The sequence below is a fragment of the Porphyrobacter sp. CACIAM 03H1 genome, from assembly GCF_002215495.1.
GTDB lineage: Bacteria > Pseudomonadota > Alphaproteobacteria > Sphingomonadales > Sphingomonadaceae > Erythrobacter.
Genome location: NZ_CP021378.1, coordinates 151,782 through 169,759, shown reverse-complemented (window position 1 = coordinate 169,759; position 17,978 = coordinate 151,782). Strand labels below are relative to the sequence as shown.

Below are 17,978 nucleotides of genomic sequence, written 5' to 3'. Positions count from 1 at the left end.
AGGCGCTACCGCGTTGGGAGAGGCGGATTTGCGAGGCGTGAAACCGCGCGATTTGGCAGAGGTCGACCTGTTCGCCCCGGGCGCGCAGGAGCACTGGTATGATGCCTATGCGATCCTCCACGAACAGGCCCCGGTGCAGCGCCTTCCCGGCGAGGGGCTGACCCCGGGCACCGACGCCTTCGTCCTCACCAAGTACGAGGACATCAGCCGCGTGGTGAAGGACTGGGACCGCTTCCCCCCCACGCTCTCGCTGCTGGTCGCCCATATCCAGGCCTCGGGGCAGATGCCCACGCATATTCCCGATATCGACGCGATGGTCGCGAGCATCGTGTCGCTGCGCCCCACGCCCGATCTGTGGCGCGCGCACCGGAAGGAGCTGACCGATCCGTGGGTCGGCCCCGGCTGCACCCGCCACGCGGGGATGATCGCGGGCCATGTCGACGATCTGATCGCGGGGATGCTGACGAGGGCGCGCGCGGGCGAGCCGGTCGATTTCGTCGCCGATTTCGCGCGTCCCCTGCCGCAGCGGGTGATGGCGAGCGTGCTCGGTTTCCCGCAGGAAGACATCCCGCGCCTCGAACAATGGGGCAATGCGCAGGTCATGTCCTATGTGATCGGGACCACCCACAAGAACATCCTCACCCCTGAACAGTCGGCGGAAAAGTTCCGGCTGCTGGCGGGAATGAAGGAATATGTGGCGGAGCAGACCTGCGAGAAGCGCGCCCGCCCGCAGGACGACATGGTGAGCTTCCTCACGCAGGTCGAATACCAGGCGCTCGGCCGCAAGCTGACCGACGACGAGATCAACGGCGTGGTCTATGCCATGGTGATCGGCGGGCTGGAGACAACGCAATATGCGCTCGCCGAACAGGCGCAATTGCTGTGCGAGCGGCCCGGGATTTTCGGCACGTTGCGCGGCGACCGGAGCGCGATCCGCACCTTCATCGAGGAGGGGATGCGGCTGCGCTCGCCGACGCAGGGGCTCTCGACCCGCATCTGCGCCCATGACGAGGTGTTCCAGGGCGTGGAGGTGCCTGCCGGCTCGATGCTCCACCTGCGCTGGGCCGCCGCGAACATCGACGCTGACGAGTTCGAGGACCCGCTGGAGCTGAAGCTCGACCGCAAGGCCGCCACCCGCCACCTCGCTTTCAGCCAGGGGCCGCGCTCGTGCCCGGGATCGAACATCTCGCGCCTCGAACAGATGATCGCGTGGGACAGGCTCGCCGACGCCTTCGCCGATCTCGCCTACGCGCCGGGCAACGACTTCCGCCACCAGGGCGGGATCATGCTCGGCATCTACCGCCTGTTCCTGAACCTCACACCCGCCTGAACGGAGACCCTACGCATGGCCACGCTGCTCGCGCATATCCAGATCAAGCCCGGCAAGGAGGACAAGTGGGAGGCGATCATGCGCGACATGGTCCACCACACCTTCGGCACCGAGGAGGGCGTGATCCGCTACGAATACTGGAAGGGGCAGGAGCCGCTGTCGTACTACTGCCTGCTCAGCTTCAAGGACAAGTGGGCCTTCTACCATCACCAGGTGTCCGACCATCACGAGGGCCACGACTTCGCCGACGTGCTGGCGGGAATCAAGCTGGAATATGTCGATCCGGTGGAGGGCGCGGGCGGGGGTCTGCCGCACACCGCCGATCCCGCGCTGCCCGACGACGCCAGCGATGCGATGAAGACCGCGCAGGAACGCTTCCCCCTTGCGATCCCGGCATGGTGGGGGGCACGCGCATGAACCTCGAGGCGAAAGTGCAGGAACTGCTCGACCGGCAGGCGATCCACGATCTCATCGCGCGCTATTCGCGCACATTGGACTGGCTCGACGACGAGGGGCAGACGGGGTGCTACTGGCCCGACGCGGCGATCGACTACGGCTTCTTCAAGGGCACCGCGGCGGAGTTCGTGCCGGTGGTGATGCAGGTGGAACGGTCAACCGGGCGGCGCTGGCACTTGCTTTCGTCACTGGCCGTGAAGCTCACCTCGCCCACCACGGCGGAGGGGGAGTGCTACGGCGTCGCCTGCGGCTTCCGGCGGGAGAACGACGCGGAGCCCTACAAGGGCAACATGTACGGAGGGCGCTATCTCGACACCTACGAGAAGCGTGGGGACGAGTGGCGGATCGCGAGCCGCCGCTACATCATGGACTGGACGCTGCCCATGCCCGACCAGCCCGACGCCTCGCCGCGGGCCGATTTCCCGCTGCCGATGCTGGATTTGCGCGAGAGTGGCCACCCGGATTACCGGGCGATGTGACGCCTTCCTTCGTCATTGCGAGCGCAGCGAAGCAATCCAGAGCGTCACGCGAACCGCCCTGGATTGCCGCGGCCTTCGGCCTCGCAATGACGAAATCTACTCCGCCGGGTCCATGTAGTCGCGGTAATAGGTGAGCTTCCCGGCCTCGACCTTGTAGATGCCGACCCCGCCGCGGGGCGCGTGGCCTTCCATGTGCATCGTCCAGCGCGCCCACACGGCGTGATCGTCCCCACAGATCTCGTCGACGGTGAAGTGCACCTTCCGGTCCCCCATCTCCTTCACCATTGTCGTCATGAAGCCCATGATCGCCTCGCGCCCGCGATACTGGCCCCAGATCGGGTCCTCGAGAAAGGCATCCTCGGCGAAGAGATCGACCAGTTTCGTATAGTCGCCGCTGTCCTGGATGCGCCAGAATTCCTCGATCACGCGCTGTGCTTCGCCGGGCATGGTGCTTCTCCCCTGAGGTTGTTCGCGCAATCTGCCACGGCCACCGCGCCCCGCCCGCCTGTGAAAATGGCGAGGCCGCCGTAACGGCACCCCCTGTTATTCTCGCCGGCGAAGGAGAGGCCCGATGTCGACCATCCCCCGCGTATCCTCCGCCATTCCCGGAGAGCCGCCGCACTTCGGCAGCGTGCTGGCCCACCAGCCGGAGATCGCGGCGAGCTTCTTCGCGCTCTATGGCCGGTTCTGGGGATCGGACGTGCTCTCGGCGCGGATCAAGGAAGTCGCGCGGATGCGCAACGCGCGGGTCACGGAATGCGGGTTCTGCCGCAATGTGCGCTTCGACAAGGCGCTCGGGCAGGGCCTCGGCGAGGAGGTGGTGGACGACATCACCGACGGCTACGAGACGAGCGCCAAGCTGACCGAGGCCGAGAAGGCGGCGCTCAAGTTCACCGACGCGCTGATCCACGATCCCGAACTGCTGAACGGTGACGCGCGCGCGGCCCTGCAGCGCCATCTCACCCCGGTGCAGATCGCCGAACTCGGACTCGGGGTGACGCTGTTCCTCGCGCTCGCCAAGGCGCTGATCACGATGGGGCTGGAGCCGGAGCAGATGGACCGCACCGTGCTGCCCACCCCCGCCGTGCTGGAGGCGGCCGCATGAGCGCCGTCTGCGCCGCGCTGGCCGCCGATCCTGTGCTCGCCAGCCACTATGCCGATTTTCGCGGGAAAACCGAGGCCGCGCTCGATCCCGCTCTGGTGGCGCTGGTGCGGCAGGCGGTGGCGGCGGTGCACGGGATCGAGGCTGCACCCGACGAGAGCGGCCTCGACGAAGGCACGCGGCTCTGCCTCGCCTATGCGCGGCGGATGCCCTTCGAGCATACCGCGATCACCGATGCCGAGGCGGCGGCGGTGGTGGCGCACTTGGGGGAGGGGGGCTTCGTCGCCTTCTCGGTGCTGGCGGCGCTGGCGGATGCGGAGTGCCGCGCGGAGTTAGTCGATCTGCCCGGGCTGGCGGGGAATTGACGCGCCCTGGTCCGTTCGTGTCGAGCGAAGTCGAGACACTCTGGCGCTGAGGCCTCTCGACTTCGCTCGAGGCGAACGGCGTGTGTACCTAACCCAACTCCCTGATCAGATTGCTGCCGTCCCACCCCTGCGCGGCGGCGGCGACGAAATCGTAGAACCCGGTCAGCTCCGGCGTCGGCTCATACAGCTCCAGCATATGCCCGAGGCTCGCGCGCGTATCGACGAAAGCGAAGGCCGTGCCGGTCTGCGTCACCGAGAGCTGGGCGAGCGGTGCGCCCTCGTTCGCGAAGCGGGCGATCTCGGCTTGCAGATCATCCACGAAAAGCGCCGCATGGTGCAGGCCCTCCGTTGCGGAGCCGTAGGGAAACATGTCGTGCAGCGCGCTGTCGTCGGGGTTGTGCTGCATCACCAGCTCGACCATCACGCTGCCCCACTGGCCATAGGCGCTGGAGTGGTCGAAGGGCCGCTCCACCCCGAGATGCACCGAGGACGCGAGCGCCACGTGCCGCAGGACGAAGAACGGCCCCGATCCGAACCGCCGGTGATGCGCCGCCGCCGCTGCCTCAAGGTCATTGACCTTGTAGGCGAGCTGCCGGATGGCGAGCACCTCAGTTGACCGCCCGGTCCTTGCCCACCCAGTAGGGCGCGCGCAGTTCGCGGCGCAGGATTTTCCCTGAGGGGTTGCGCGGCAGGGCGGGGATGAAGTCCACCGACTTGGGGCACTTGTAGCCCGCGATCAGCGTGCGTGCGTGGGCGATCAGCTCGGCCTCGGTCAGTTCCTCGCCCGCCTTGACGACGACGCAGGCCTTCACCGCCTCGCCCCACTTGGCGTCGGGCACGCCGATCACCGCGACGTCCGCGACCTTGGGGTGCGAATAGAGCGCGTTCTCGACCTCGGCGGGGTAGACGTTCTCCCCGCCGGAGATGATCATGTCCTTCACCCGGTCGTGGATGTAGAGATAGCCGTCCTCGTCGAGGTATCCCGCATCCCCGGTGCGCAGCCAGCCCTCGGCATCGATGGTGGCGGCGGTCGCCTCGGGGTTGTTCCAGTAGCCGCGCATGTTCTTGGAGGATCGCGTCGCGATCTCGCCCACGGTGCCTGCCGGGACTTCGTTCCCCGCCTCGTCGATCACCTTGATCTCGACGCCTGCAAGCGGCTTGCCGACACTCCGCATCCGCACGCTGCCCTCGGGCACGTGGTCCTCGGGATCGAGCGCGACGATGGTGCCGCTGGTCTCGGTCATGCCGTACATCTGCACGAAGCCGCAGCCCATCACCCGGATCGCCTCGCGCATCAGTTCGAGCGGGATGGGGGAGGCACCGTAGGTGACGTATTTGAGGCGGCTGAAATCGACCTCGTTCACGCGCGGGTGGTTGAGCAGGATCTGGAGCGCGGCCGGCACGAGGAAGATCTTCGAGATGTTGAAATTCTCAATCAGATCCAATGCCTTGGTCGGATCGTACTCGGGCAGGACGATGGAGTTCGTCCCCGCCACCATCGTGCCGATGCCGGTGCCGGTGCCGCTGATGTGGAAGCAGGGCATGGCGAGCAGGGTGACGTCGCCCGGGATCGGCTCCTGCCAGGTGCGCATCTGGTCGCCCGCCGCCGTGCCGTCGCGGCTGGAGAGGATCGAGCCGTGGGTGATCACCGCGCCCTTGGGCTTGCCTGTGGTGCCCGAGGTGTAGAGCTGGAGCGCATCGTCTGCGGCCCGGATCCGGTGCGCCGGGGGCTTGGCCGGAAAGCCGTCGCGCCAGGTGCGGTAATCGGTGCCGGGATAATCGGGCGCGTCGATGCCGATCACCTGTTCGACATGGGGGCATATCGGTCGGATCTGGCCGAGCACCTCGGCAAAGCCCTCGCCCACGAACACCACGCGGGCCTGCGAATTGTCGAGCACATAGGCGACTTCCGGCGCGGCGAGGCGCCAGTTCACCGGCGTCATCACCGCGCCCACGCGGTTCGCGCCGAGGAAGGCCTCGAAATAGAGCGGGTGGTTCTTGCCGAGAAAGGCGACGCGGTCGCCCGGCTTCACCCCCAGCGCGAGAAGGCCGTTCGCCACCCGGTCGGCGCCCTCGTCGAGTTCGGCGAAGCTCAACTCCTCGCCGGCATAGGTGAAGGCGACCACATCGCCCTGCATGCGGGCGTGTTCGCGGACGACGTCGCAGAAGCTCTCTGCGGCCAGTGCTGTGATGTCTCCCATGCGGGAGGGATACCCCGCGTCCGGCTCCGTGTCATTGGCACAATTCATAGCGGGCGCAGGGCTGCGCGGCGGGGTAGGGTGGCGGGATGGACATTCCTTCAGGCTTCGAACCGGCGGGCTTCACCCCGGGCTTTCTCGACCACGGCGGGCCCCATTATCTCGGGCCGGCGTTCGAGGGCGTGCGGGTGGTCGGCCTCCTCATCTGCCCGCACCACATCAACTACCAGGACGCAGCCCACGGCGGCGTGATCTCGACTTTCGCCGATGTCGCCCTGAGCCATGCGGTCTACGACGCCGAACGCCCCCGGCTCGCGCCCTCGACGGTGACGCTGACGGTCAACTACCTCAGCGGCGCGAAGCTGGGCGACTGGCTGGAAGCCCGCGTGCGGATCGACCGGCTGGGCGGGCGCACCGCCTATACGTCCGGCGGGGTGTGGCGCGGGGAGGAACAGATCGCGACGATGTCGGGCGTCTTCGCGATCAGGCGGCCCTAGCCCAGCCACTGCCGCACGGCAGCCGTCGAGGGATCGCGCTCGTCGTGATAGCCCGCCGCACCTTCGGGGGTGTTCGACAGGTCCGCGCCCTCCACAACCCGGAACTCGCGCCAGTCGTAGAGGCCGGTGCGCTGGGCGATGCGCCATTCGCCGCCACGCTTCTCGAAGCGGTCGACATAGCGCCCCGCCACGACGCCCGAATAGATCATCCCCTTGTCCGGGAAGGCCGCCGTCATCGGGTAGCCCGGCGGGATGGTGTGCATCGCCGTCATGTAGGTCTCGGTGTGGCAGACCTCGGCGCTCTCGAAGCCGAAGATCGTCTGGCCGAGCTGGTGCTGGGTCGCGAGGCATGGGTCGATGATCGCGCGCGCCTGCTCGACGAAACCGCGCCAGTCGCCCGCGACGAGGCCGAAGCGGAAGGTCGCATCGGGGTGGAACAGCCGCTCCATCATCCCCCAGCGCCGCCGGTCGATGGCATGGGCATAGGCTGCGAGAATGTCGCGGATCGCCTCGCGGTCTTCGAGTGTACCTGTCATGGTTCCAGCTCCACGATCACCTTGCCGATGTTCCCGCCGGTGAAGAGTTTGGCATAGGCCGCGAGGGTGTTCTCGAGGCCCTGCGTCACGTCGTAGGGCATGACGAGTTTGCCCTCCTCGGTCCATGCGCGCAGGCGGCGGGTGAGGGCGGGGCCCTCGTGCATGAAGTCGGGCGAGAAGAAGCCCTCGATCCGCAGGCGCCGCATCAGCACCTGATCGAACTCGCGCGGGGCGGTGCGGGTGCCGGCGGTGTAATCGGCAAGAAGGCCGCACACGGCGATGCGGCCATAGTGGTTCATGTGGGTGAGCACCTGATCCAGCAGCGGCCCGCCGACATTGTCGAAATAGACATCGAAGCCGCCGGCTGCATCGAGCTGCGCACCGACGTCGCCGGCCTTGTAGTCGATGGCGCCCGCGATCCCCAGCTCGCCGGTCAGGTAAGCGCACTTCTGCGCCCCGCCCGCGATGCCCCATGCCTCGCAGCCGAGCAGCTTCGCGATCTGTACCGCAAGGATGCCGGTCGCGCCTGCCGCTGCCGAGACCAGCACCCGCTCGCCGGGCTTTGCCGCGCCGGTCGTCTCCACGCCCCACAGCGCGGTCCAGCCGTTCATGCCGAGCGGCCCGAACCACGCGCGCCGGTCGGCGACGGTGGGATCGAGCAGGATCGCGCCCGCCATCACCGCATCGACCGTGCTGACATCGGCCCACTGCCCGAAGGCGCGCACCAGATCGCCCTCATCGAATCCATCCGCGCGGCTCTCGATCACCTCGCCCAGCACCAGCCCCGTCATCGGCCCGCCCACCGGGAGCGGCGGCTGGTAGCCGTCCTCGCGATCGGTGAGCCACATGCGGGTGCCGGCGTCCATCGACAGGTGGGTGTTGCGGATGCGGATCTGGCCGTCCGACAGGGGGACGAAATCCTCCTCCACGAGGTCCAGCGCGGCGGCGAAATCGGTGCCCTCGGGGCGGCGTGCGATGCGCCAGATGCGGTTGTCCATGCTGGCCTTGTCCGGCGGGTGCGCCGCTACGGCAACCCCGCCTTTTCGCTAGGGCTTCGGGCGCGCGCGCTATCACTTTGGCGCGGTGCGCGGGGGCGGGGGGCTTCCTAGTCTCGGGCCACATAACAAGAGGGGAGAGACACGAAATGGCACTCATCACGGTGATCGGCGCGAGCGGCCGTCAGGGCCTCGCGCAGGTGCGCCAGGCGCTCGCCGCCGGCTACGATGTCCGCGCGATCTCGCGCCGTCCGGATGCGCTGGAGGGCGCGCCGGTCGAGGGTGTGGAGCGGGTCGAGGTGCGGCCGATGGACCTCTACGACACCTCGACCTTCGCCGCCGCGCTCGAGGGCAGCGACTACATCTTCTACACCCACCCCCTGCAGGCCCGCGCCGACCGCGCCTATCTCGTCGGCGAGGTCGGCAAGGTCGCGGCGCATCTCGGGGTGAAGCGGGTGGTGTGGAACACCTCGAGCTGGATTCCGGACAAGCCCGGCGATGCCTTCACCTATGCCGGCAACACGGCGGGCATCAACGCCCTGTGGCGCAGCGGCGCGCCGGGGACGGTGTTCGGCTCGGTGCTGTTCATGGACAACCTCCTGACCAACTGGGCGCGGCCCTTCATCGTCAACGAGGGGCGCTACGTGTACCCCCATAACCCCGCGCTGGAGGCCAACTGGATCAGCCTCGACGATGTCGCGCGCTTCATGCTGGCGAGCCTCGAGCGGCCCGACATGGAGGGCGCCTGGCTCAACATCGGCGGGCCGGAGCGGCTGGTCGGCAAGCAGGTGACCCAGTGCCTCTCCGAGGCGCTCGGCAAGCCGATCAAATACGATCCCTGCACCCCTGCCGAGTTCGGCCGCTACCTCGTCGAGGCGGCGGGGGACTCCATGCCCGAGGCGATGCGCGCCGACTTCGCCAAGGGGATCGAGGACTTTTACGAATACAACAACACCGCGCCCACCAAGCCCTTCGCGGTCGACATGGACCACGTCTACGAACGCTTCCCCGAACTGGAGGGCAAGCTCGAGACGATGGGCGCGTGGACCAAGCGGCAGGACTGGGGCGAGAGCAACTACCGGCCGGCGTTCGGGTAAACCATCTCGTCATTGCGAGCCGCAGGCGAAGCAATCCAGGGGCTGACGCCGCAAGCATAAGCAGTGTCGGATCATGGATTGCCGGGTGGCGCCCCGCGCCGTCTTCGACTCCGCCTGCGGCTCCTCGCAATGACGACAATGAAGCAAAGCGGACAAAGCGGACACCGTGTCCGCTTTGCGCGTCTCCGATTTCACCAATAAATACAGATATTCACACCCGCTTTCAACACGCGGACGGACAGGGAAGCGGGGCCTTGTTCGCGCCTCGAGGATCCACCGGCCTCGCAGGCCGGACGCAACGATGGGAAAGAACCGGGGCGGAGTGTAGCGGTTGTCGGGCGTGTAGGAAAACGGCGAGACCCATTCCCCCCTCGTCACCCCGTGCTTGACACGGGGCTTGGCTCACTAACCTGCAGACGAAACAGAAGAGAAGCCAAGCCCCGGATCAAGTCCGGGGCGACGATTGAGGGAATGGCGGCTTCAGCCTCGTTTGGACGAGCTATAGGGCTATTGTATCGAGGAAACCCAATCCGACCGAAGCATTACCCACTTTCGGGTAGGCGCCAAAAAACGACGAATGGCCAGGCTTCATCGTCCGGCCCTATCCTTTCTGAGCGCCTCCGCCCTTTTTAGAGGCTCTGCTCAAGGGAAGCGGATCTTCCCGACTTTGACTTCCGCGATTACGGTGAGATAGCAATACGTTGAGTCAGTTGACGTCTGGGTGCGCAGAGTATGTCCAAATGACCATTGAGATTGATGTCACTGGTCACCCCGGCCCGAAGAAGCAATGTCACATTGCCTTCGACAGTGCCAACGCCTTTTATGAGTGTGCGCTGCGATGCGCAGAGCCGGTTATCGATCCATTCAATCCTGCCAGCAAAGTCGCCCCGGCTTCGCCCACAATCGCGAATATCGCATTTGCATCTGAGCTTTACATCAAAGCCCTAATCATTGCACGGGGTGACAAAGTCCCGAAAGTTCATAGACTTGATAAGCTGTATAATTCACTGCCTAAACCTCAACGACAAAAAATACGAAAGCGCTACGCCCAAATAGCCGGAGTTGGAGCTTTAACACTTCGCCAACATCTTGTTGAGCTCTCGAATGCGTTCGAGGATTGGAGATACATATTTGAGCACACGCGGCACGTTAGGCTTGATAGGCTATTTGCATTGGCTAGAGCGCTTTACGATGTCGTGCGCGATGAGAAGCCCGAATGGACTGTCACCAAATACCTTGATGGCCGGATCAAAGCTGGCCCGAAAGAAGGGATTCTATCGACCACTAACCTTGGAGGCGGCTTCATGGTGCAGACGCGGATCGTATAATCCGAGAAGTAAGACTACTCCGCCGCCTGCCGCTGCTCTGCGGCAAAAATCCCCACCAGTTCCTCGTCGCTCGCGTCCACGAGGCGCTTCACCCACTGGTGGAAGACCTGCCCGCCCTTCTCGTTGCGGCCGAACAGCACCTCCTTCATCAGCCCTGACGCGAGCGCCTGCTGCTGGCGCTTGCCCGTCGCATAATCCTCGTCGCGGACCACGATTTCGAGGAAGTTGAACTGGTCGTGCGCGGCCTGGACCTGCTCCGGGGTCTCGGGCTGGTTTTCCATGACGTAGAATTGGGTGGTGAAGCTCTCGCCCACCTTCTCGCCCGGAAACAGCTGGCTGATCATCGCCCCGCGCTGGCCGCCGCCGTAGAAGCTGGCGATCGAGATGTGCGGGAAGATCGTCCACACGCCCTGCACCAGCACTTCCTGCGGCAGCTCGTCGTCGCTCATCGCTTCCAGATCGAGCTGCTGGTCGTCGTCCCCCTGCACCTTGATCGCGAACTTCGACGGGGTCGACAGGCGCTGGTGGGGGCCGAAGGCGAAGTAGTTGGCGCGGTTGTAGAAGTCCGCCCCGAAGGTGTCCTTGTGGAGCACCGGCAGGTGGTAGAAATCGAGATAGCCGTCATAGGCCGTTTTCCAGTTCGGCCCGGCCAGCGTGCGCTGCGAGAACAGCGTCCAACCGTCGAACTCGAAGGCCTTGAGCAGCGCGTCATAGCCGCACAGGTAATCGGCGATCGACAGCTTCGAATGCGGGTCGAGCGTCACCCAGATCAGCCCCGCGCTCTCGTAGACCGGGAACTTGGTCAGGCAGTGCTGGCTCTTGTCGATACTGCCGAAATCCTTGGCGTCGGCCACGCCGATGAGGTCGCCGTCGGCCTTGAAGGTCCAGCCGTGATAGCCGCAGGTGAAGCGGCTGGCATTGCCGCAGCCGCTCGCCAGCGGGTTGCCGCGGTGGGTGCACATGTTGAGGAAGGCGCCCATGCTGCCGTCCTTCTGGCGGCTCAAAAGCAGCGGCACGCCGCAGATGTCCATCGCCTTGAAGTCGCCGGGATTGGGAAGCTCGCACGAGGGCGCGACCATCAGCGGCAGGCGGCGGAAGATCTGCCGCTTCTCGGTCTCGAACAGGTCGGGGTCGGTATAGGCGCTGGCCGGAACACGCACGACCTCGTCGGCATATTCCATCGTGTCGGCCGCGCCGTGGGCGACCAGATTGCGGGTCATGGCGACCAGCGTTTCGCGTGACATGGCGGTTCCTCCCTCGGGCTCTGGCCCTTTTGCCGGAGCATCCGCCTTCCGCCCCGGCGGGACAATGCTCACTTTTGGCAAAGCGAAGGGGCGGACCGTCGCCGGCCCGCCCCCACGTGCTCCCCCGTTGCGGAGCGGATCAGAACTTGAAGCTGACTTCGGCGAAGACCTGCCGGCCGCGGTTCTGGGTCATGATGAAGTCGTCACCCACGCCCGGCTGCAGGAACGGACGCCCGCCGCTGGTGATCACGAAGATCTCGTCGGTGAGGTTCTGCGCGACGAGCGACAGGCGCCACTTGCCGTCCGGGTGGCCGATCGCGACGTTGGCGTCGAGCAGCCAGAAGCTCGGCTGGACATAGTCGTTCAGCGTCGCCTCGTCGGTGATGTAGCCATCGTTGTAGGCCGCGTTCCCGGACAGGAACAACTCGAGGCTGTCGCTGAGCGGGATGGTCCAGTCGGCCGCGATGTTCCCCGCCCACTCCGGCGCCTGGCTGCCGCGGCGACCGTTGAGGTCGACCGTCGAGATGCCGAGCGGCTGGATGAAGGTGTCGGTGTACTGCGCGTCGAGATAGGACAGGTTGGCCGAGAGGCTCAGCCCGTCCACCGGCGTGTTCCAGCGGCTTTCGAGATCGACACCCTTGGTGGTCAGCTCGCCCGCGTTGCTGGTGACGAACTGCACCGTGACCGCGTTGAAGTTCTGCACCTGGAGATCGGTGAAGACGTAGTAGAACGCGGTCGCGTTGAGGGTGAAGTCGCGGTTGGCCCACTGGGACTTGAAGCCCACTTCGCCGCCGATCGCCTCTTCCGACTGGAAGATCAGCGAACCGAAGTTGCCGGTCGCCGCCGCCTGGCTGAGGCTGTTCGACGGCAGCGCCGAGTTGTCGATCCCGCCCGACTTGAAGCCGGTCTTGAACGAGGCGAAGATGTTGAGATCCTCGTTCGCCTGGTAGCGCAGAGTGACTTCGGGCGAGAAGTTGTCGTCGGCAAAGTTGATCGGGCCCGAGAAGAAGCCCGGCCGCACGAAGCCCGGCCCCTGCAGGAAGGTGTGGACGTAAGGCACCGAGATCGTCTGCACCTTCTGCTCGTCGGTCCAGCGGATCCCGCCCGAAAGCTCGAGCTTTTCGGTGAGGTCGATCATCACGCTACCGAAGAACGAGAGCGCCTCGGTCTTGGTTGTGTGGATCTTGTCCCAGTCATAGGTGAAGCCGGTCACCGGGTCGGGCCCGAGGAACGAGATGTTCACGCCCTGCTGCGAGGTGTCGAAGATGAAGGTGCGGTCTTCGTAGAACGCGCCGAGCATGAAGTTGAAGGCGCCGTCGAAGTCCGAGGCGAGGCGCAGTTCCTGGCTGTACTGCTCGAGCCGGTTGATCGGGTCGGACGAACCCGCGCCGCCCGGCAGGCGGGTGCCGTTGGGGCCAGGGAAGAAGCCGCCGTAGGAATAGGCGTCGTAGTCGATCGCATCCATGTTGAGCAGGCCCGTGACCGAGGTCAGGGTCAGCGTGTCGGACAGGTCGAGATCGAACTGCAGGCGGCCGAACCACACTTCGGTCTCGCCGAAAGGCACGCCGTTGCGCCCGTTGGCGGGCGAATTGCCCGGGACCGGCCCGGCAAGCTGGCGCGCCGCGTCAGTCAGGTAGTAGCGCTGGTCGAAGGCGTTGCAGTCATAGCCCGCCGGGATGCGCACCGCGCCGCCCAGCAGGAACACCGAGTCCGCCACGCCGTTGGGGCCGCAGTTGACCTCGGCCGTGCCGATCGCGCCGTCGTTCTCGTTCTTGGTGTATTGCAGCTTGAAGTTGGCGCGGAACCGGTCCGCCGGGTTCCAGTCGAGCGTCAGGCGGGCGATGAAGTCGGTCAGCCCGCGTTCCTGGTTCACCGCCGGCGTGTTGGGCTGGAGGATCTGGAACTCGTCGATGTCGTTGAACTGCGCGGCCACGCGGATGCCCAGCGTGTCGGTGATAGGGCCCGAGATGTAGCCCGAGAGCAGGTAGCCCTTTTCCTCGAACTCGTAGTTGGCGCGCATCCCGACTTCCCAGTCGGAGGTCGGGTTGGCCGAGCGCAGCGAGAGCACGCCGGCGGTGGCCGACTTGCCGAAGAACAGCGACTGCGGCCCGCGCAGCACGTCGATCTGCTCGACGTCGAAGAAGCCGGCCTGCACGAGGCGCATCGAGGAGACGACCACGCCGTCATATTCGAAGGCCACGGCGGAATCGAACGCCGCCGAGATGTTCGACGAGCCCACACCGCGCAAGCTGAGCTGGCCGCCCGAGCCCGAACCGCCGACCTGCACGTTGAGGGTCGGCACGCGGCTCACCACGTCGGCGACCTGGTCGATGTTGTACTTCTGCAGCGTCTCGCCGCCGATCGCGGTGACGGTGACGGGAACTTCCTGGAGAGTTTCGTTCTGGCGGCGGGCCTGGACGACGATGACCGGCATGGCATCGGCCTCCGCCGAGTCCTGAGCCAGCGCGGTGCTCGGCACTGCGGCGAGCCCGCCAAGCGCAGCACCGCACATCAGCGCGCGGCGCATTGCGCCGGATGCAATTCGGGCACGGAATGTGTTCATGTTCCTCTCTCCCCATCGGGCCGCGGCTCCCCCGCGTGCCCTGTTCTTCCCCAACCCTCGGGCGCTCTCCTCACGCACGTCGGCCAAAGCCTTTGGGTATGGCGTGCAGGTGTATGGAGCCCAGCCAAGCGCACCATCAGCAAAAGCGATAGTGACCCGCGCAAACTGCGACAAAAACGCCACATCGCCCCTTGAAAGCGCGATGCCGTAACGTCATTCGGCGGCGTCGCGGGCCTGCGAAGCCTCGCGTACCATCTGCGCGGCGCGCGGATCGTTGGGCCACACCCACTCCGGTCCGATCACCTGTTCGACCCTGAGATGGGCCGGCACGTTGGCCTCGCCAATCATCCGGTCGAGGCTCTGGTGGAAGGCGTAGATCCGGGCCTCCTGATAGGACAGCGGCACGGACCGGAACGCCGACCCCTGCATCGAATGCTGGATCGCCTCGCCGAACTGGGTGTCCTCGAGAATGATCCGGCTCATCTGCCGCCCGTTCGGCTGCGCGGCATCGGGTACGGTCCAAAGGTCGGGCGCGGGGGCATCGCCCCAGTCGAGCGCCATCGTCACCAGCTCGAGCCGGGTGGTGCCGAGCGAGGTCGGCCAGAACAGCAGCGGCGGCACGAAGTAGTTTGACAGCGGCGACACCCAGTTCGGGAACAGGGTGTAGCTCTGGGTGCAGCTGCGTCCGAGCTCGCCGACGGTCGCGATTGGCTGCCAGCCGGGCGGGCTGTCGATCGCGCGCACGTGTTCGCGGTCGGTCTGGCGCGGCGGGGGCGCGAGCATCCGGGCGTGGCCGTTGGGATAGAGCGTGTTGAGGTTGCGGGTCGAATCCACCAGCGGCGCGACCGTGGTCGGGTGGATGAAGGGCACATGGTAGACCTCCATGTTGGCCTCCATCGCCACCTTCCAGTTGCACTTGAGGTCGAAGCTGTGCCGCGCGGCGAGGCGGATGCGGTCGAAGGCGAACTCCTCCCACTCGCGCGCGAGAGGCCCCATCCAGTCGAGGAGCGGCATGGCGCCTTGATCGAAATTGACGAAGATGACCTTTCCGAACAGCTCGCAGCGGACCGGCAGCAGGCCGCGGCACGACAGGTCGAAATCTTCCGGGAAGTCGCGCCGCTCGGGCACGCCCACGAGGCTCCCGTCGGTCTTGTAGGTCCAGTTGTGATAGCCGCACATGAGCCGCGAGGACTTGCCGCGATCCTCGGTGACAACCGGCGCGCCGCGGTGGCGGCAGGTGTTGTGGAAGGCGCGCACCTTGCCGTCCATGCCGTGCACGATCACGATCGGATCGCCCGCATTGTGCCAGCGCATCCAGCAGCCGCGCTCGGGGATTTCGTCCATGTGCCCTGCGAAGAGCCAGCTCTTGCGGAACACGTGCTCCATCTCGAGCGCGAAGTATTCGGGCGAAGTGTAGCGGCCTGCGGGCATATCGGGGAGCGCCGGGAAGCCTTGCGGAGGGGCGGTGCGGCGGCCCTCCCATTCCATCAGCGCCTTCAACCGCGCGACTTCTTCAGCGTCCATCATGCCGCCTCTCCCTCGGGCGGGAGAATACATCGCACCGCGCCGCCCGCGCCCTCGCGCTTTCGACAGTGGCGGGTGGCCCCGCGCCCGATAGGCTGGCCGTTACAGAACAGACGCTTTTGGGAGAGAGCAGATGGCGGGACGTGTGGCGGGCAAGGTCGCGCTCGTGACGGGCGGGGCGATGGGGCTGGGCAAGGCCGATTGCGAGGCGCTGGCGCGCGAGGGCGCCAAGGTGATCGTCACCGACCGCGAGGTGGAGCTTGCCCACCAGGTCGCCGATTCCATCGGCGGCGACGCGATGGCACTGGACGTCACCAGCGAGGACCAGTGGATCGAGGTGATGCGCGCGGTCGAGGAACGCCACGGCGGGCTCGACATCCTCGTGAACAATGCCGGCAACGTGATCTTCGAGAGCATCGAGGATTGCTCGCTCGCCCACTTCAGGCTGCACCTCGACATCCACGTGGTCGGCACCTTCCTCGGGTGCAAATATGCCGTGCCGCTGATGAAGCACCGCCACCTGCAAGTGGGCGGGGGCGGCTCGTCGATCATCAACATGGCCTCGACCGCGGCACTGATGGGCTATGGCAACATCCCGGCCTATGCCGCCGCCAAGGCCGGGATCGCGGGGATGACCCGCTCGCTCGCGGTCGATTTCCAGGACAAGGGCTACGGCATCCGCGTCAACGCGCTGGCGCCCGGGGGCATCGAGACCCCGATGGTGATGGGCGTCTCGGGCCGCGCCGGGCAGACCCCGATGGAGATCCCCGACGGTCCGCTCGATGCCAATGCGCTCGGCCATCCGAGGGACGTGGCCGGCTGCGTGCTCTTCCTCGCCTCGGACGAGGCGCGCTTCCTCAACGGCCTGACGATCCCGGTGGACAATGGCCTCTGGGCCAGACCCCATCACTGACGGGAGCAAACCCGGCGCATACCGTTGGTATGTGCTTGCTCTGCTGACGCTGACGAGTGCGTTCAGCGTCGCCGACCGGCTCGTGTTCTCGATCCTGATCGAGGACATCAAGGCCGAGTTCCGGCTTTCCGATTTCGAGCTCGGCCTGCTGGGCGGGCTCGCCTTCTCGCTGGTCTATGTGCTCGCGGGCTTCCCGGCGGCGCGGCTGGCCGACCGCTCGGTGCGCAAGAACATCGTGGCGGCGGCGATCGCCTTCTGGAGCGTGATGACCGCCGCCTGCGGCATGGCGGCAGGCTTCTGGACCCTGTTCCTCGCGCGCACCGGCGTCGGCGTGGGCGAGGGCTGTTCCGGACCTTCCTCGCAGAGCCTCGTCGCCGATTTCTTCACCCGGGGCGAGCTGGCGAAGGCGATGGGCTTTCTCACGCTCGGCTCGACGATGGGCACGGCGATGGGCCTCGTCGTCGGCGGGCAGCTGGCCGAATGGTTCGACTGGCGTTGGGCCTTCATCCTGATGGGCCTGCCCGGGCTGCTGATCGGCGGGGCGCTTTATCTGACGGTGCGCGAACCGCTCCGGGGCCGCTATGCCCCCGAGGGCACGGACATGACGCAGCTGCCGCTCGGCCGGACGGTGGCGAGCCTGCTGACCAACCGCGTCTTCATGGGGCTGGCGCTGGGCTGGGCGGTGCAGATCATGATCGGCTATGCCCTCGCGTTCTGGATGGCGGCGGTGATGCTGCGCCAGTTCCCGATCTCCACCGGCGATGTCGGCCTCTATCTGGGCTTCACCTTCTTCCTTGGCGGCATCCCCGGGCCGATCCTCGGCGGCTTCGTCACGCACTGGCTGACCCTGCGCGACGAACGGTGGCGGGCGTGGCTTCCGGGCGCGGTGAGTCTCGGCTGCGTCGTGCCGCTGGCGCTGAGCCTCACCTCGGAAAGCTTCGGCGCGTTCCTCGGCTGGTTCGGCGTGGCCTATGCAATCTATGTCGCGAGCCAGGCGGGGATCCTGTCGGGCATCCAGGCCGCGGTGGAACCCGCGAGCCGGGGCTTCGCGGTCGCGATCGCGCTGTTCTTCAACAACCTCGTCGGGCAGGCGCTGGGGCTGGCGGTGATCGGCGCGGCCAGCGATGCGCTGGCGCCGGCCTACGGGACGAGCGCGCTCGCGGTGGCGGTGTTCGCCGTGTGCCTCGCCTCGGGCCTCGCCAGTCTCGCGATCTTCGTGTGGACCGCCGCGCAGATGGGGCCGAGCGGCTACCTGGAGAAGATGCGGAAGGGCTGACCGCCCCCGCCTGTTCGTGTCGAGCGCAGTCGAGACACCAGCCGGGGCCTCTCGACTTCGCTCGAGGCGAACGGA

The 17,978-nt window shown here is 66.4% G+C and carries 18 protein-coding genes; 10 read left to right on the top strand and 8 right to left on the bottom strand.

Annotated features, from left to right (window positions below; translation table 11 throughout):
* Positions 1–37 precede the first annotated feature (37 nt).
* The 3 genes from CBR61_RS00785 to CBR61_RS00775 are packed head-to-tail and all read left to right on the top strand — an operon-like array spanning position 38 to position 2,265.
* A complete protein-coding gene (locus CBR61_RS00785) occupies positions 38–1,330 on the top strand; it encodes a cytochrome P450 (protein WP_233996795.1) in 1,293 nt (430 codons plus the stop codon).
* Between the two features lie 15 nt (positions 1,331–1,345).
* Positions 1,346–1,747 carry a putative quinol monooxygenase gene (locus CBR61_RS00780; protein WP_088912649.1) on the top strand — a complete coding sequence of 134 codons (402 nt, stop codon included), beginning with the start codon at positions 1,346–1,348 and terminating at the stop codon, positions 1,745–1,747.
* The gene (locus CBR61_RS00775) at positions 1,744–2,265 is read left to right on the top strand and encodes a nuclear transport factor 2 family protein (RefSeq protein ID WP_157696457.1); all 522 of its coding nucleotides are present in this window, start codon (positions 1,744–1,746) and stop codon (positions 2,263–2,265) included. The genes CBR61_RS00780 and CBR61_RS00775 overlap by 4 nt, the downstream gene beginning before the upstream one ends.
* Positions 2,266–2,361: 96 nt before the next feature.
* Here the strand turns inward: CBR61_RS00775 and CBR61_RS00770 are convergent, their stop codons facing one another.
* Entirely contained in the window at positions 2,362–2,712 is a 351-nt protein-coding gene (locus CBR61_RS00770) for a nuclear transport factor 2 family protein (RefSeq protein ID WP_088912647.1), read from the bottom strand.
* Positions 2,713–2,836: 124 nt separating this feature from the next.
* Here CBR61_RS00770 and CBR61_RS00765 point away from each other — a divergent pair, with 124 nt between their 5' ends.
* Positions 2,837–3,370, top strand: a complete 534-nt coding sequence (locus CBR61_RS00765; RefSeq protein WP_088912646.1) for a carboxymuconolactone decarboxylase family protein — start codon at positions 2,837–2,839, stop codon at positions 3,368–3,370.
* Entirely contained in the window at positions 3,367–3,732 is a 366-nt protein-coding gene (locus CBR61_RS00760; protein ID WP_088912645.1) for a hypothetical protein, read from the top strand. The genes CBR61_RS00765 and CBR61_RS00760 overlap by 4 nt, the downstream gene beginning before the upstream one ends.
* A gap of 88 nt (positions 3,733–3,820) precedes the next feature.
* Here CBR61_RS00760 and CBR61_RS00755 read toward each other — a convergent pair whose 3' ends face one another.
* Both CBR61_RS00755 and CBR61_RS00750 read right to left on the bottom strand, forming a co-directional pair.
* Positions 3,821–4,339: a VOC family protein gene (locus CBR61_RS00755; RefSeq protein ID WP_088912644.1), complete on the bottom strand. Its 519-nt coding sequence runs from the start codon at positions 4,337–4,339 to the stop codon at positions 3,821–3,823.
* Between the two features lies 1 nt (position 4,340).
* The gene (locus CBR61_RS00750; RefSeq protein WP_088912643.1) at positions 4,341–5,933 is read right to left on the bottom strand and encodes a fatty acid--CoA ligase; all 1,593 of its coding nucleotides are present in this window, start codon (positions 5,931–5,933) and stop codon (positions 4,341–4,343) included.
* A gap of 86 nt (positions 5,934–6,019) precedes the next feature.
* On the opposite strand from CBR61_RS00750, the gene CBR61_RS00745 reads away from it, so the two are divergent.
* A complete protein-coding gene (locus CBR61_RS00745) occupies positions 6,020–6,427 on the top strand; it encodes a PaaI family thioesterase (RefSeq protein WP_088912642.1) in 408 nt (135 codons plus the stop codon).
* Here CBR61_RS00745 and CBR61_RS00740 read toward each other — a convergent pair.
* Both CBR61_RS00740 and CBR61_RS00735 read right to left on the bottom strand, forming a co-directional pair.
* Positions 6,424–6,963 (bottom strand): nuclear transport factor 2 family protein, encoded by a 540-nt coding sequence (locus tag CBR61_RS00740; protein ID WP_088912641.1) that lies wholly within the window; start codon positions 6,961–6,963, stop codon positions 6,424–6,426. The genes CBR61_RS00745 and CBR61_RS00740 overlap by 4 nt on opposite strands.
* The gene (locus tag CBR61_RS00735) at positions 6,960–7,961 is read right to left on the bottom strand and encodes an NADP-dependent oxidoreductase (RefSeq protein WP_088912640.1); all 1,002 of its coding nucleotides are present in this window, start codon (positions 7,959–7,961) and stop codon (positions 6,960–6,962) included. Before CBR61_RS00735 ends, CBR61_RS00740 begins: the two co-directional genes overlap by 4 nt.
* Positions 7,962–8,107: 146 nt before the next feature.
* Between CBR61_RS00735 and CBR61_RS00730 the strand changes: the two genes are divergently transcribed.
* Positions 8,108–9,055 carry an SDR family oxidoreductase gene (locus CBR61_RS00730; protein WP_088912639.1) on the top strand — a complete coding sequence of 316 codons (948 nt, stop codon included), beginning with the start codon at positions 8,108–8,110 and terminating at the stop codon, positions 9,053–9,055.
* 740 nt (positions 9,056–9,795) lie between these two features.
* Entirely contained in the window at positions 9,796–10,383 is a 588-nt protein-coding gene (locus CBR61_RS16685) for a HEPN domain-containing protein (RefSeq protein WP_157696456.1), read from the top strand.
* A 14-nt stretch (positions 10,384–10,397) separates the two neighbouring features.
* Here CBR61_RS16685 and CBR61_RS00725 read toward each other — a convergent pair whose 3' ends face one another.
* The 3 genes from CBR61_RS00725 to CBR61_RS00715 all read right to left on the bottom strand — a co-directional run bounded on the left by CBR61_RS00725 (position 10,398) and on the right by CBR61_RS00715 (position 15,717).
* On the bottom strand, positions 10,398–11,627 hold the full coding sequence (locus CBR61_RS00725) for an aromatic ring-hydroxylating oxygenase subunit alpha (protein ID WP_088912638.1): 1,230 nt from the start codon (positions 11,625–11,627) through the stop codon (positions 10,398–10,400).
* A 139-nt stretch (positions 11,628–11,766) separates the two neighbouring features.
* Positions 11,767–14,190 (bottom strand): TonB-dependent receptor, encoded by a 2,424-nt coding sequence (locus tag CBR61_RS00720; RefSeq protein ID WP_088912637.1) that lies wholly within the window; start codon positions 14,188–14,190, stop codon positions 11,767–11,769.
* Between the two features lie 213 nt (positions 14,191–14,403).
* Entirely contained in the window at positions 14,404–15,717 is a 1,314-nt protein-coding gene (locus CBR61_RS00715) for an aromatic ring-hydroxylating oxygenase subunit alpha (RefSeq protein ID WP_233996794.1), read from the bottom strand.
* A 130-nt stretch (positions 15,718–15,847) separates the two neighbouring features.
* Here CBR61_RS00715 and CBR61_RS00710 point away from each other — a divergent pair, with 130 nt between their 5' ends.
* Both CBR61_RS00710 and CBR61_RS00705 read left to right on the top strand, forming a co-directional pair.
* Positions 15,848–16,627, top strand: a complete 780-nt coding sequence (locus CBR61_RS00710; RefSeq protein ID WP_088912636.1) for an SDR family oxidoreductase — start codon at positions 15,848–15,850, stop codon at positions 16,625–16,627.
* A gap of 31 nt (positions 16,628–16,658) precedes the next feature.
* The gene (locus CBR61_RS00705) at positions 16,659–17,903 is read left to right on the top strand and encodes a spinster family MFS transporter (RefSeq protein ID WP_157696455.1); all 1,245 of its coding nucleotides are present in this window, start codon (positions 16,659–16,661) and stop codon (positions 17,901–17,903) included.
* Positions 17,904–17,978: the final 75 nt, after the last annotated feature.